Origin of the sequence: Nonomuraea sp. NPDC005730 (assembly GCF_040630865.1) — a bacterium.
Classification (GTDB): Bacteria; Actinomycetota; Actinomycetes; order Streptosporangiales; family Streptosporangiaceae; genus Nonomuraea.
Window position 1 is genome coordinate 311,572 of record NZ_JBEXYK010000002.1, and the last position, 13,540, is coordinate 325,111.

Annotated in this window: 12 protein-coding genes; 9 read left to right on the forward strand and 3 right to left on the reverse strand. The window is 72.0% G+C overall.

The genetic code is table 11. The annotated features are described in order from the left end of the window. Window positions 1–28: 28 nt before the first annotated feature. From ABZ444_RS04135 to ABZ444_RS04175, 9 genes are all read left to right on the forward strand, one after another. Window positions 29–1,639, forward strand: coding sequence for a PucR family transcriptional regulator ligand-binding domain-containing protein (locus tag ABZ444_RS04135; protein WP_357992352.1), 1,611 nt, complete (start codon window positions 29–31; stop codon window positions 1,637–1,639). 11 nt (window positions 1,640–1,650) lie between these two features. Continuing rightward, window positions 1,651–1,860: an RNA-binding S4 domain-containing protein gene (locus ABZ444_RS04140; RefSeq protein WP_352363868.1), complete on the forward strand. Its 210-nt coding sequence runs from the start codon at window positions 1,651–1,653 to the stop codon at window positions 1,858–1,860. A 103-nt stretch (window positions 1,861–1,963) separates the two neighbouring features. Further along, the gene (locus ABZ444_RS04145) at window positions 1,964–3,292 is read left to right on the forward strand and encodes a solute carrier family 23 protein (RefSeq protein WP_357992354.1); all 1,329 of its coding nucleotides are present in this window, start codon (window positions 1,964–1,966) and stop codon (window positions 3,290–3,292) included. A 150-nt stretch (window positions 3,293–3,442) separates the two neighbouring features. Further along, window positions 3,443–4,873, forward strand: coding sequence for a solute carrier family 23 protein (locus ABZ444_RS04150; RefSeq protein ID WP_357992357.1), 1,431 nt, complete (start codon window positions 3,443–3,445; stop codon window positions 4,871–4,873). Then, window positions 4,870–5,742: an FAD binding domain-containing protein gene (locus tag ABZ444_RS04155; RefSeq protein ID WP_357992360.1), complete on the forward strand. Its 873-nt coding sequence runs from the start codon at window positions 4,870–4,872 to the stop codon at window positions 5,740–5,742. Before ABZ444_RS04150 ends, ABZ444_RS04155 begins: the two co-directional genes overlap by 4 nt. After that, window positions 5,732–6,208, forward strand: a complete 477-nt coding sequence (locus tag ABZ444_RS04160) for a (2Fe-2S)-binding protein (RefSeq protein ID WP_357964812.1) — start codon at window positions 5,732–5,734, stop codon at window positions 6,206–6,208. Before ABZ444_RS04155 ends, ABZ444_RS04160 begins: the two co-directional genes overlap by 11 nt. 37 nt (window positions 6,209–6,245) lie before the next feature. Beyond that, window positions 6,246–8,597, forward strand: a complete 2,352-nt coding sequence (cutA, locus tag ABZ444_RS04165; RefSeq protein ID WP_357992363.1) for an aerobic carbon-monoxide dehydrogenase large subunit — start codon at window positions 6,246–6,248, stop codon at window positions 8,595–8,597. 8 nt (window positions 8,598–8,605) lie between these two features. Next, window positions 8,606–9,619 (forward strand): leucine-rich repeat domain-containing protein, encoded by a 1,014-nt coding sequence (locus ABZ444_RS04170; RefSeq protein ID WP_357992366.1) that lies wholly within the window; start codon window positions 8,606–8,608, stop codon window positions 9,617–9,619. 98 nt (window positions 9,620–9,717) lie between these two features. Beyond that, complete coding sequence (locus ABZ444_RS04175) at window positions 9,718–10,143, forward strand: hypothetical protein (RefSeq protein ID WP_357992369.1); 426 nt, start codon at window positions 9,718–9,720, stop codon at window positions 10,141–10,143. 6 nt (window positions 10,144–10,149) lie between these two features. On the opposite strand, the gene cydB is transcribed toward ABZ444_RS04175, so the two are convergent. From cydB to ABZ444_RS04190, 3 genes are all read right to left on the reverse strand, one after another. Further along, window positions 10,150–11,028, reverse strand: coding sequence for a cytochrome d ubiquinol oxidase subunit II (cydB, locus tag ABZ444_RS04180; protein ID WP_357992372.1), 879 nt, complete (start codon window positions 11,026–11,028; stop codon window positions 10,150–10,152). Between the two features lie 12 nt (window positions 11,029–11,040). After that, entirely contained in the window at window positions 11,041–12,384 is a 1,344-nt protein-coding gene (locus tag ABZ444_RS04185) for a cytochrome ubiquinol oxidase subunit I (RefSeq protein WP_357992375.1), read from the reverse strand. Between the two features lie 170 nt (window positions 12,385–12,554). Continuing rightward, window positions 12,555–13,466: a polysaccharide deacetylase family protein gene (locus tag ABZ444_RS04190; protein ID WP_357992379.1), complete on the reverse strand. Its 912-nt coding sequence runs from the start codon at window positions 13,464–13,466 to the stop codon at window positions 12,555–12,557. Window positions 13,467–13,540 lie beyond the last annotated feature (74 nt).

Genomic DNA, 13,540 nt, shown 5'->3' on the forward strand with positions numbered 1-13,540 from the left:
AGACCATCTGTGGAGTCACAATCACCACATGGAGCCCCCCGTGCGTCTGGCCAGCACCGGAACGATCATCCATGGCGTCTCGGTCGGAGAGGTGCTCGGCGTCTCGACGCTGGCCGAGGCCAGGCTGATCGCGGGGGAGAGCGGGCTCGGGCGCATCGTGCAGCGGCTCAATGTCATGGAGGTGCCCGACATCCTGGCCTGGGTCAAGCCGCACGAGCTGCTGCTGACCACCGGCTACCCGCTGCGCAACACGCCGCAGTCGCTCGGCCGCCTGGTCGCCGACCTGGACGAGCGCGGCCTGGCCGCCCTGGCGATCAAACTCGGCCGGTACGTGGACGAACTGCCCGCCGAGATGACCGAGCAGGCCGATCGGCTCGGGTTCCCGCTCATCCTGCTGCCCAACGACGTCGGCTTCGACGACATCCTCAACCAGGTGCTCACCGACATTCTCAACCGCCAGGCCGCCGTGCTCGCCCGCGCCGAGGAGGCGCACCGGGCGCTGGTCCACGTGGTGCTGGCCGGCGGCGGGCTGAACGAGGTCGCCGCCGAGGTGGCCCAGCTCCTCGACGTGGCCGTGGCCGCCGTCGACGGCTCCGGCCGGGTCCTGGCCACCGCCGGGGCGGCCGAGCACGTCGCCGCCCTGCGCGAGTCGATCTCCCGCGAGGGGCCGCCGCCCGCACGGATCGCCGACACGCCCGGCCGCGGCAGGGCGTTCGCCTCGGCCCCCGTGCTGGCCGGCGGCCACCACCACGGCCGGATCGTCGCCTACAGCGCCACCGGCGCGATCAGGGACAGCGACATCGGCATCCTCGAGCGCGCCGCCACCGTCGCCGCGCTGGTCGTGACCCGGCAGGAGGCGGTCAACGCGGTCGAGAGCAAGTACCGGGCCGACTTCCTGCGCGACGTGCTCACCGGCCGGGCCGGCACGCCCGAGCGGGTCGACGCCAGGGCCAGGGCGTTCGGCTGGGACCTGGCGCGGCCGGTGATCGTGCTGGTGGCCGAGCTCGACCCCGACGGCGACGAACGCAGCGCCCAGGACCGGCTGGTGTCCTGCTGGACGGCGGCCGTGCGGCGGCACGACCCGCGCGGCGCGGTGGCCGGCTTCTCGCACGAGGTCGTCGCCGTCGTGGACGCCTCCCTCGACGCCGCCAGGGTGGCCAAGGACGCCGCCTCGGCGTTCGCCGACGTGCCGCCCGCGACGTTCTCGACCGGCACCTCGCGGCCGAGCCCGGGGGCCGGGACGCTGCCGGAGGCGTACGCCCAGGCGCTGAAGGCGGCCCGGGTGGGCCGGCAGCTCCACGGGCCGGGCGCGGTCGCGCACTTCGACCAGCTCGGCGTCTACCGGCTGCTGTCGCTGGTGAACGACACCGGCGAGTTGCACGCGTTCGTCCGCGAGACGCTGGGCCCGCTGGCCTGGGACGAGGACGCCGAGAACGCCGACCTGCGGCGCACGCTGCAGGTGCTCCTGGAGACCAACCTCAACGTCGCCGAGACCGCCCGCCGGCTGCACTTCCACTACAACACGCTGCGCTACCGGATCGGGAAGCTGGAACGCCTGCTCGGCAACTTCACCGACGACCCCCACCTGCGGCTCAACCTGACCCTGGCCCTGCACGTGCTGCGCATGCGCGGCATCTAGGCTTGGGGCTCGTGGATCTGGATTTCGAACTGCGTTCCGAGTACATCCCGCTGTGCGACCTGCTGAAGTACTGCGGGGTCACCGAGACCGGCGGCATGGCCAAACACCTCATCGCCGAGGGCCTGGTCCAGGTCGACGGCGAGGTCGAGCTGCGGAAGACGGCGAAGATCCGTACCGGCCAGGTGGTGAGCGGCGACGGGTTCACGATCCACGTGCAATAACGGCCCACCGTATCCGGATGGCCGCGACACCCCTTATTGTGCTCTCCGACATACTTCGGAAGACGTCGCCGCTGGTCAGGCGGAAGATTGAGGTGGGTTCGCGGTGTTCGGGTGGAAGCTGCACGGCGACGGGAAGCGTCTGACGCCGGGAGAGGTCGTCAAGCCTGACGAGCGGCTCTCCTGGCCCAGGATGGTCGGCATCGGCGCCCAGCACGTCATCGCCATGTTCGGCGCCACGTTCGTGTTCCCGCTGGTCATGGGGCTCGACGCGAACCTGGCCGTGATGATGTCCGGCGTCGCGACGATCCTGTTCCTGCTCATCGTGAAGGGCAAGATCCCCAGCTACGTCGGGTCGAGCGCATCCTTCGTGGGGGCCGTGGTGGCGATCAGGGCGGCCGGGGGCGGCGACGCGACCGTCACCGGTGCGCTGCTGGCCGTCGGCGTCGTGCTGGCCGCCTGCGGGCTGGCCATCCACCTGCTGGGCGTGCGGATCATCCACCGCGTCTTCCCGCCGATCGTCACCGGCGGCGTGGTGATGCTGATCGGCTTCGGCATGGCCTACGTCGCGGCCGACGTCTACTGGCCCAAGGACCCGTGGGTGGCGCTGCTCACGATGGCGGCCACGTTCGTGTTCATCGGGGTCTTCAAGGGCTTCCTCGGCCGGATCGGCGTGCTGCTCGGCCTGGTCTTCGGGTTCGTGCTGTCGTGGGTCTGGGACATGGTGGGCGGCAAGATCCTGTCCCCCGACGCCACCGGCAAGGTGACCGAGCACTTCCGCGTCGACCTCCAGGGCGTCGCCAAGGCCGACTGGATCGGCCTGCCGTCGCTGCACGGGCCGGTGTTCGAGGTGTCGGCGATCGTGCTGGTGCTGCCGGTCGTGATCGCGCTCATCGCCGAGAACGTCGGCCACGTCAAGGCCGTCGGCGAGATGACCGGCGCGGACGTCGACGGCTACATGGGCCGCGCCATCATGGCCGACGGCGTCGGCACCGTGGTCGCCACCTCGGTCGGCGGCCCGGCCACCACCACGTACGCCGAGAACATCGGCGTCATGGCGGCCACCAAGGTCTACTCCACGGCCGCCTACTACATCGCCGCGGTCATCGCGATCCTGTTCGGCCTGTGCCCCAAGTTCGGCGCGCTCGTGGCCGCGACCCCCGACGGCGTGCTCGGCGGCGTCACGACCATCCTGTACGGCATGATCGGCCTGCTCGGCGCGCGCATCTGGATCGAGAACAAGGTGAACCTGTCCGACCCGGTCAACCTGGTCCCGGTGGGCGCCGGCATCATCATCGCCATCGGGCCGGTCGCGTTCCCGATCACCAGCACGTTCTCCCTCAGCGGCATCGCGCTCGGCACGATCGTGCTGCTCGTCGGCTACCACCTGCTGCGCGCCACGCGCCGCGAACCGGTGCCCGAAACCGGCCGATAACCCCCTCTCTGACCGGCCGGCGACTTCCCCGTACGGAGGTTCGCTCTGGTGACCGCGGGATATTTGGCAGATCATGCCCGTGTAGCCGCATCCCAGCGGTCCTAATGTGCCCGCAAAGGCACGGTCGCCGGCCCGGAAGAGAGGGCGCAGATGGTTTTCGGATGGACCAGACACGGTGACGGCAGGCATCTGGCGCCCGGCGAGGTGGTCAGGCCCGACGAGCGGCTGAGCTGGCCGCGCATGGTCGGCTTCGGCGCCCAGCACGTGATCGCGATGTTCGGCGCCACGTTCGTGTTCCCGCTGGTGATGGGGCTCGACCCGAACGTCGCCGTGATGATGTCCGGCGTCGCGACGATCATGTTCCTGCTGATCGTGAAGGGCAAGGTGCCCAGCTACCTGGGCACCAGCGCGTCGTTCGTCGGCGGCGTGTTCGCCATCAGGGCCGCCGTCGGCACCGACCAGACCATCGCCGACGCCCTCGTGACCGGCTCGATCCTGGTGGCCGGGCTCGTGCTGGCGCTGGCGGGGCTGGCCGTGCACGTGCTCGGGGTGCAGATCATCCACCGGATCTTCCCGCCCGTCGTCACCGGCGCGGTGGTGATGCTCATCGGGTTCGGGCTGGCGTACGTGGTCGCGGACGTCTACTGGGGGCAGGACCAGTGGGTGGCGCTGGTCACGATGCTGGTGACGTTCGTGGTGATCGTGGCGTTCAAGGGCTTCGCCGGGCGCGTCGGGGTGCTCATCGGGCTGGTCACCGGGTTCGCGCTGTCCTGGGTGCTGGACCGGGTGGCGGGGCCGGTCACCTCCGTGCTGCCCGGCCAGAACCTGCGCGACGCGGCCGGCGCCGCCTGCCCGGCCGAGGGCACGTACTGCGTGGCCACGGCCTTCCCGCACGACCGGGTCAGCTTCGACGCCGTCGCCAAGGCCGACTGGTTCGGGCTGCCGGACTTCCACGCGCCCGACTTCCGGTTCTCCGCCGTGCTGCTCGTGCTGCCCGCGGTGATCGCGCTCATCGCCGAGAACGTCGGCCACGTCAAGGCCGTCGGCGAGATGACCGGCACCGACGTCGACCCCTACATCGGCCGGGCGATCATCGCCGACGGCGCCGCCACCGTCGTCACCAGCGCCGTCGGCGGCTCGCCCACCACCACCTACGCCGAGAACATCGGCGTCATGGCGGCCACCAAGGTCTACTCCACGGCCGCCTACTACATCGCCGGCCTGATCGCGATCCTGTTCGGCCTGTGCCCGAAGTTCGGGGCGCTGGTCGCCGCCACGCCGGGCGGCGTCCTCGGCGGCGTCACCGTGATCCTGTACGGCATGATCGGACTACTCGGCGCCAAGATCTGGATCGAGAACCGGGTGGATTTCGCCGACCCGGTGAACATGGTCCCGATCGGCGCGGGCATCATCCTGGCGATCGGACCGGTGACGCACATGATCGGCGGAGACTTCTCCCTGGAGGGCATCGCGCTCGGCACCGTCGTAGTGGTGGGCGGCTACCACCTGCTGCGCGTCATGGCCGGGCGCTCCCCCGGATCGGCCCCGGCCTCGAAACCGGCCCCGGGCGAGGCCGGGTGAAACCGCCGCCGTTCACCCACCATGCCCCCGGCGACCTCGGCGCGGCGCTGCGGACGCTCGCCGAGGTGCGGGGCAAGGTGCTGGCCGGCGGCCAGAGCCTGATCCCCATGCTGAACATGCGGCTGGCCGCGCCCGAGCACATCGTCGACATCAACCGCCTGACCGCCCTGGACACGGTGGAGGCGGGCGGCGACGGGGTGCGGGTGGGCGCGCTGGCCCGGCACTCGCGGGTGGCCCGGTCCGGCGCGCACCCGCTGCTGACGAAGGCGCTGCGGCTGGTCGCCCACCCCGTGATCCGCAACCGGGGCACGGTCGTCGGGAGCCTGGTGCACGCCGATCCCGCCGCCGAACTGCCCGCGGTGCTGGCCGTCCTGGGCGGCTCGGTGCGGCTGGCCCGCTGGACCCCCGCCGGCGTCACCCAACGGGACGTGCCGGCGGGCGAGTTCTTCGTCGGGCCCATGGAGTCCGCCGTCCGGCCGGACGAGCTGGCCGTGTCGGCCTACTTCCCGGCGCTCGGCGGGCGCGCCGGAACGGCGTTCGAGGAGGTGTCCCGGCGGCACGGCGACTACGCCCTGGCCGGCGTCTGCGCCGTGGTCACGCTCGACGAGGACCTGCGCGTCGCCGCGGCCAGGGTCGCCTGCGTCGGCGTGGGCCCGGTCCCCGTCCTGATGGACGTGACGCGCGCCTGCGGCCACCGGCCGGCCACGAGCGTCGACTGGCCCGCCGTCGCGCGGACCGTGCGGGAGGGGACCGACCCCGAAGGGGACATCCACGCCACCGCCGCCTACCGGCGGCACCTGGTGGGCGTGCTGGCCGAACGGGCACTGCGCGCGGCGGCACGGGAGGGGACGGCGACCGGTGGAACATGAGATCACGCTGACCGTGAACGGCACCGCCAGGCGGGTCAGCGTCCCCGGACGCCGCCTGCTGTCCGACTGCCTGCGCCACGACCTCGGCCTGACCGGCACGCACGTCGGCTGCGAGCACGGCGTCTGCGGCTGCTGCACGGTGCTGCTCGACGGCGAGCCGGTCCGCTCGTGCCTGACCTTCGCGGTCACCGTGGACGGGCACGAGATCACCACCGTCGAGGGCCTGGCCGGCCCGGACGGGCTCTCACCGGTGCAGCGGGCCTTCGCCGAGTGCCACGGCCTGCAGTGCGGCTTCTGCACCCCGGGCTTCCTGTGCACGGTGACCGCCCTGCTGGCCGACAATCCGGCGCCCACCCACGAGGAGGTGCTCGAAGGCGTGTCCGGCAACCTGTGCCGGTGCACCGGCTACCAGAACATCGTCAAGGCCGTCCACCGCGCCGCCGAGCTGCTGGCGGAGGAGTCGTGAGCTTCGGGCGGGCCGGCGGGCCGCGGACGGAGGGATCGTGACGACCAGGATGTTCGGCGAGCCGGTGCAACGACGGGAGGACCCGAGGCTGCTCACCGGCCAGGGCCGCTTCCTCGACGACCTGGGCCGCGACGCGCTCGCCGCCGCGTTCGTCCGGTCACCCCACGCCCACGCCCGCGTCGGCGACATCGACGTGTCCGCCGCGCTCGACGTGCCGGGCCTGGTCGCGATCTACACCTGGGAGGACCTGCCCGAGCGGGTGGGCCGGCCGCTGCCGCTGCTGATCCCGCACCCGGCGCTCACCCACGGGCGCACGGCGTACCCGCTGGCCAGGGAGGTCGTCCGGCACGTCGGCGAGCCCGTGGTCATGGTCGTGGCCGCCGACAGGTACGCCGCCGAGGACGCCTGCGCGCTCATCGAGGTCGCCTACGAGCCGCTCAAGCCGGTCGTCGGCCTGGCCGAGGCGGTGCAGGGCGCCCAGCTCGTGCACGAGGACGTGCCGGGGAACGTGGGGGCGCACCTCGTCCAGGAGGTGCCGGGGGCCGACGGCAGGGGCGCGCGCGAGGCCGTCGAGAGCGCGCCGCACACGCTGGCCTTCCGGCTCGACATCGAGCGCAGCGCCAGCATGCCGCTGGAGGGACGCGGCGTGCACGCCCGCTGGGACGGCCGCGACCTGCGCGTCCACTCCAGCACCCAGACCTCCACCAGCGTGCGCATGGCCGTGGCCGCCACGCTCGGGCTGCCGCTGCCGCAGGTCGAGGTGATCGCCCCGGACGTCGGCGGCGGCTTCGGCGTCAAGATCGTGCACCCGTGGCCGGAGGAGATCCTGGTGCCGTGGGCCGCGATGACGCTCGGCCGCGAGATCAAGTGGACCGAGGACCGCAGGGAACACTTCATCTCCTCCGCGCACGAACGCGCCCAGATCCACCACGTACGCGTCGGCTTCGACGACGACGGCCGCGTCCTGGGCCTGGACGTGACGATCCTGCACGACCACGGCGCCTACACGCCGTACGGGATCATCGTGCCCATCGTCACCTCCACGCAGTTGCTGGGGCCGTACAAGCCGGGGGCCTACCGGGTCGAGTTCACCGCGGTCTACACCAACACCGTGCAGGTCACGCCGTACCGCGGGGCCGGTCGCCCGCAGGGCGTGTTCTGCATGGAGCGGACCATGGACAAGATCGCCCGCTACCTGGGCAAGGACCGCACCGAGGTGCGCGCGGCCAACTTCATCCGGCCCGAGGAGTTCCCCTACGACCAGGGGATGACGTTCCAGGACGGCCGCCCGCTCATCTACGACAGCGGCGACTACCCGGAGATGCTCCGCATGATCAAGGAGCTGATCGGCTGGGACTCCTTCGAGCGGCGTCCGGGCCGGGGGATCGGCATCGGCTGCTACGTCGAGGGCACGGGCGTCGGCCCGTACGAGGGCGGGCACGTGCAGATCACCTCCGACGGCCGGGTGCACGTCTCGACCGGCCTGACCTCCCAGGGGCAGGGCCACGAGACCGCCTTCGCCCAGATCGCCGCCGCCGAGCTGGGCGTGCCCATCGAACGCGTCAGCGTGGTCACCGGCGACACCCGCAGGTTCGGGTACGCGGTGGGCACCTTCGCCTCCCGCGCCGCCGTCGTCAGCGGCAACGCCATCGCGCTGGCCTGCCGGAAGGTCAAGGACAAGGCGCTGCGCATCGCGGCCGACGCCCTGGAGGCCGACCCGGCCGACCTGGAGATCGACGACGGCATGGTGCACGTCGTGGGCGCGCCGACCGCCGCGATCCCGCTCTCGACGGTGGCGGTGCTGGCCAACCCGCTGCGCTACGCCTTCGACGAGGAGACGGCCAGGGCGACCCAGTTCTCCGGCGCGGCCGACCCGTCCCGCCCGCCGGTGGCCGAGGGCGACGAGCCGGGCCTGGAGGGGCGCGAGTTCTACTCGCCGATCCGGTCCACCTTCGCCTCCGGCATGCACGCGGCCGTAGTGGAGACCGACCCGGACACCGCCGAGATCAGGGTCGTCAGGTACGCCGTCGTGCACGACTGCGGCCGGCTGATCAACCCGATGATCGTGGAGGGCCAGATCCACGGGGGAGTGGCCCAGGGCATCGGCGGCGCCCTGTACGAGCGCATGGAGTACGACGTCCACGGCCAGCTCGTCAACGCCTCGTTCATGGACTTCCTCATGCCGTACGCCACCGAGATCCCCCCGATCGAGACCGCCCACCTGGAGACGCCCTCGCCGCTCAACCCGCTCGGCATCAAGGGCGCGGGCGAGGCCGGCGTGATCCCGGTGTCGGCGGTCATCGCCTCGGCGATCGAGGACGCCGAGGGCATCGAGATCGACCGCATGCCCATCTCGCCGTCGGACCTGTTCGAGCTGCGTATGCGATGATCGGCGCCATGCTCGCTCCCGGTGCCGGCCTGACCCGCTTCCCCGACGTGCCCGACGACGTGCGGACGATCGACCTGGCCTGGAACGAGATCACGCACGTGCCCGCCCGGGTGGCCCGGCTGGCCGCGCTGGAGGAGCTGCGGCTCGACGGCAACCGGCTGCGCGAGCTGCCCCGCCTGTCCGGCCTGACCGCGCTGCGCGCCCTGCACCTCGACGGCAACGAGCTGAGCGAGGTCCCCGGCTGCCCGCCCGGCCTGGAGACCCTCTTCCTCTACGGCAACCGCATCGAGCGCCTGCCCGGCGACCTCGGCCCGCGCCTGCGCCACCTCGCGGCCGGGGGCAACCGGCTGGCCTCCGTGCCCGCCGCGCTGTGGAAGCTGACCGCGCTCGAATCCCTCAACCTCGCCGAGAACGCCCTCACCGAGATCCCCGCGGCCATCGGCGGCCTGACCCGGCTGCGCATGCTCGACCTCGGCCACAACCGGCTCGCCTCGATCCCGCCCGAGGTGGGCGACCTGCCGCTCACCGACTACCTCTACCTGAGCGACAACGGCTTCACCGACGTCCCGGCCGCGCTCGGCCGCCTCGACCGGCTGGCCTACCTCAACCTCACCGACAACCGGCTGACCGGGCTCCCGGACGCGCTCGGGTCGATGGCGTCGCTGGTGGAGCTGCGCCTGTACAACAACCGGCTGGAGACGCTGCCCGAGACCGTCGGCGGGCTCGGCCGCCTGCGCGAGCTGCACCTGCAGGGCAACCGGCTGACCCGGCTGCCCGCCGCCCTCGCGGCGCTGACCGAGCTGCGCGTGCTCGACCTGCGCAACAACCAGCTGAGCGAGCTGCCCGCGCTGCCGTCCGGCCTGACCCATCTCGACCTGCGCAACAACCGGCTGCGCGAGCTGCCCGCCGCGGTCGCGGCGCTGACCGGCCTGCGCAAGCTCGACCTGCGCTGGAACAAGCTCTACGACGACCCGCCGGTGCTCGATCTGCTGCGCGCCCGTGGCTGCGTCGTCCTGCGCTGAGCCGGCACTGAACCGGCGCTGAACCGGCGCTGAGCCGGCACCGAATCGGCACCGAATCGGCACTGAACCGGCGCGGGCGGCCGTGCGTACCTCCGCACATGACGACACTTCCACGTCTGGCCGTCCTCGCGCTGCTGGCCGGGCTGGTCGCCGCCTGCTCGGCCGGCGGCGGCTCCGGCGGCCCGGCGGCGGCCGGCCAGAACGCCCCGCGGGCGGCGGCGCCCCAGACGGTCGAGCAGCTCGCCGCCAAGGTGGGCTGCAAGCCGCGCATGCAGGTCGACGCCGCCGAGATCCGTACGGGCTACTGCCGGACCGCCGACGGCCAGTTCTTCGTCACGACGTTCGCCAGCCAGTCCGGCAAGGACGCCTGGATGGACGCCGCCCCCGAGTACAACCCGCACCTGGTCGGCAACCTGTGGACCGTGCTGTCCAGCCGCAAGGTGCTGGAGCTGCTGAAGGAGCGGCTCGGCGGCGACCTGCACCTGAAGGACCACCGCACGAACCGGATGCGCACGGTCGGCTGACGGGCCCTACGCCGCCAGCATGACCCGCCTGCGGAACACCCAGTACGTCCAGCCCTGGTAGACCAGCACGAACGGCAGCGTGATCAGCCCGATCCAGCTCAGCATCGTCAGCGTGTACGGCCCCGAGGCGGCCGCCGCCAGGGTCAGCCCGGGCAGCGGCGCGACGCGCAGTTCCATGAAGACCGCCAGCGTGGCCAGCACGATGCCCGCGGCGGTCGCGCCGAACGCCCAGCCCTCCCTGCGCCGCCAGATCAGCGCCGCCGCGGCGGCCAGCGCGGCCATGGAGGCCAGGGCGGGCAGCGAGCCCAGGTTCGACAGGGCCAGCACGGCCACCGGGATGGCCACCGCCGCCGCGGCCATGGCGGCGGTCCTGGCCCGGCGGCGCACCGGGCCGGTGGTGCGCAGCGCGAGGAAGACCGCGCCGTGCAGCACGCAGAGCGTCAGCGTGAACGCGCCGCCGAGCAGGGCCGCCGGGCCGCTGTCGAACAGCACGTCGGCGAAGATCGCGCCCCACAGGAACGCCGGGAGGCCGCTGCCGACCAGGATGCCGAGGTCGCACCAGATCGGGTTGGCGACCTTGCCGCGCCATTCGAGCCCGACGCCGCGCACGATCAGGCCGACCAGGATGAGCGTGACGGGCAGGTAGAACGCGCTGAACAGGCCGGAGTACCAGGCGGGGAAGGCGGCGAACATGGCGCCGACCGCCGTGATCAGCCACACCTCGTTGCCGTCCCAGACCGGGCCGATGGTCTGCAGGCTCTGGCGCTGCTCGGCGGCGTTCCTGCTCAGGAGCGGCGCCAGCAGGCCGACGCCGAAGTCGAAGCCTTCGAGGACGAAGTACCCGGTCCAGAGGAAGGCGATGATGACGAACCACAGGTTGATCATGGTCTGGTCCCTCTAGTACATCAGCGACGGTTCGAGCGGCTGCGCCTCGGGAGCGGGCTGCCGCTCCTCGACGCCCTTGCGCACGTGCTTGGCCAGCAGGACGACCTCGGCCACGGCCAGGCCGCCGTACAGGAGTGTGAAGACGGTCAGCGAGATGGCGACCTCGGCCAGGGTCACGCCGGGCGAGACGCTTGAGGCGGTCAGCAGCTCGCCGGCGACCGTCCAGGGCTGCCGGCCGATCTCGCTCAGCAGCCAGCCCGCGATCACCGCCGCGAACGGCAGCGGCAGCGCCAGCACCAGCGCCCGCGCCAGCCAGGACGGCACCTCGCGCCTGCGCCGGGTCAGCCAGAGTCCGAGCAGCGCGAGCCCCGCGGTGGCCATGCCGAACACGATCATCACGCGGAACGACCAGAACACGATCGTCGGGTCGGGCCGGTAGTCGCCGGGGCCGAACTGCTGCTCGAAGCGCTTCTGCAGGTCCTCGGTGCCCTGGACGGTGGCGTTGAGGTCGTTGGTGGCCAGGAAGCTGAGCACCTTGGGGATCTCGATACCGGGCGCGAGGGAGAAGGCCGCGCCCGCGGTGTCACGCTCCAGGCCCTCGGCCGCGGCCAGCTTCATGGGCTGCTGCTCGTACATCAGCTTGGCCGACATGTCGCCGGTGCCCGCGACGACCGCCCCCGCGATCGCCGTCATGACCAGCGCGCCGCGGGCGGCGCTGCGCCACATCGGCGCGCGCGTCCGCAGCAGCCAGTAGCCGCTCACCGCCAGCACGAACCCGCCCGCCACGATGAACGCGGCCCCGATGACGTGTGGCACCTGCGCGACCGCCGTGGAGTTGGTCAGCACGGCCCACAGGTCGGTCATCCTGGCCTTGCCGTCCACGACCTCGTAGCCGACCGGGTGCTTCATCCAGGCATTGGCCGCGAGGATGAAGTAGGCCGACAGGTTGGAGCCGATCGCGGCGGCCCAGATGCTCGCCAGGTGCGCCTTCTTCGGCAGCCGGTCCCAGCCGAAGATCCACAGGCCGAGGAACGTGGACTCCATGAAGAACGCCAGCAGCGCCTCCATGGCCAGCGGGGCGCCGAACACGTCACCGACGAACGTCGAGTACTCACTCCAGTTCATGCCGAACTGGAATTCCTGCACGATGCCGGTCACCACGCCCATGGCGAAGTTGATCAGGAACAGCTTCCCGAAGAACTTCGTGAGCTTGAGGTAGTGCTCCTTGCCCGTGCGGTGCCAGGCCGTCTGCAGGCCCGCGACGAAGATGCCCAGACCGATGGTCAGGGGCACGAACAAGAAGTGGTACACGGTGGTGACCCCGAACTGCCACCGTGCCAGGTCAAGCGCGTCCATCAATCCCCACCCGCTCATGGCTCTACAAGCTGTAGTACTTCTACCTGTAGTAGTACTACAGGCCGTAGAGCATCGCGATGCGACGTTGGTCACATCCCCCGGTTCTGCCTACTTTTCGAGGATCCCGTACGGGTACGTCCCGGCGCGTCATCCGCCGGGCGGACTGCTCACTACCCCGCCCGGCGGACCCCGCCCGTGGCGTCGAGGTAGGCCTGCAGATTGCCCAGCTCGAAGCCGCGCCGCCTGATCTTGTCGATCAGCACCCGGAAGTCCGCCGCCAGGTTGGGCCGGAAGTGCAGCAGCAGGATGTCGCCCGGACGCAGGCGCTTGTCGGGCACCTGGTAGGCGATCTTGCCGCCCGGCTGGACGGTGGCGGTCCACAGCAGCACGGCCTGCACCCCGCACCGCCGGGCGGCCCGCAGCGTGTCGGTGTTGTAGCTGCCGAACGGCGGCCGGAACAACGCCGGCCGGGCCCCGATCTCCTTCCCGACCACCTGGGCCGCGCCGCAGATCTCGCGGCGCTGGCCGTCGAGAGGCAGGCGGCGCAGGTCGGGATGGGTGAGGGTGTGGTTCTCGACGGGCACGTGGACGTCGCGGAGCTGCCGGAAATATCCCCACTTGCCGGCGCCCACGTAGCGGCCGGGGCCGCCGGCCGGGTCGGGGCTGCCCTTGGCCTCGACCGCGTCGCGCATGGCGAAGGCGGTGATGGGGACGCGCCGGTCGCGTACCAGCTTGACGAAGCCGGGGTCCTGCTCCCAGCCGTCGTCGATGGTCAGGAAGACGACCTTGCGCTTGGTGGGGATCGAGCTGATCACCGGGGGCAGGCCGTTCTCGCCCCTGATCGGGCCCACCTCTCCGGCGCGCGGCAGCGCCCCGGGCGGGCCCTGCGGGGTGGGCCGGGACGTGGGGCCCCCGGTCGCGGACGGCTTCGCCGACGGCCCGGTCACGACCCCGCCGGTGTCGCCGGTGCTGCCGCCGGTGGCACACCCCGCGGCCAGCGCCACCAGCACCCCGGCGAGCACGGCCGGCCCCAGCCCGCCACGCCCGGCCCCGCCCCTGACCGTTCCACGCCCCCAGCACATGGAGCACCATCTTGCCAGCCCTGATCCACACGACGCGTCGCCCGACTGGCAGGTCTTGCCCTTAACCAGCCGGT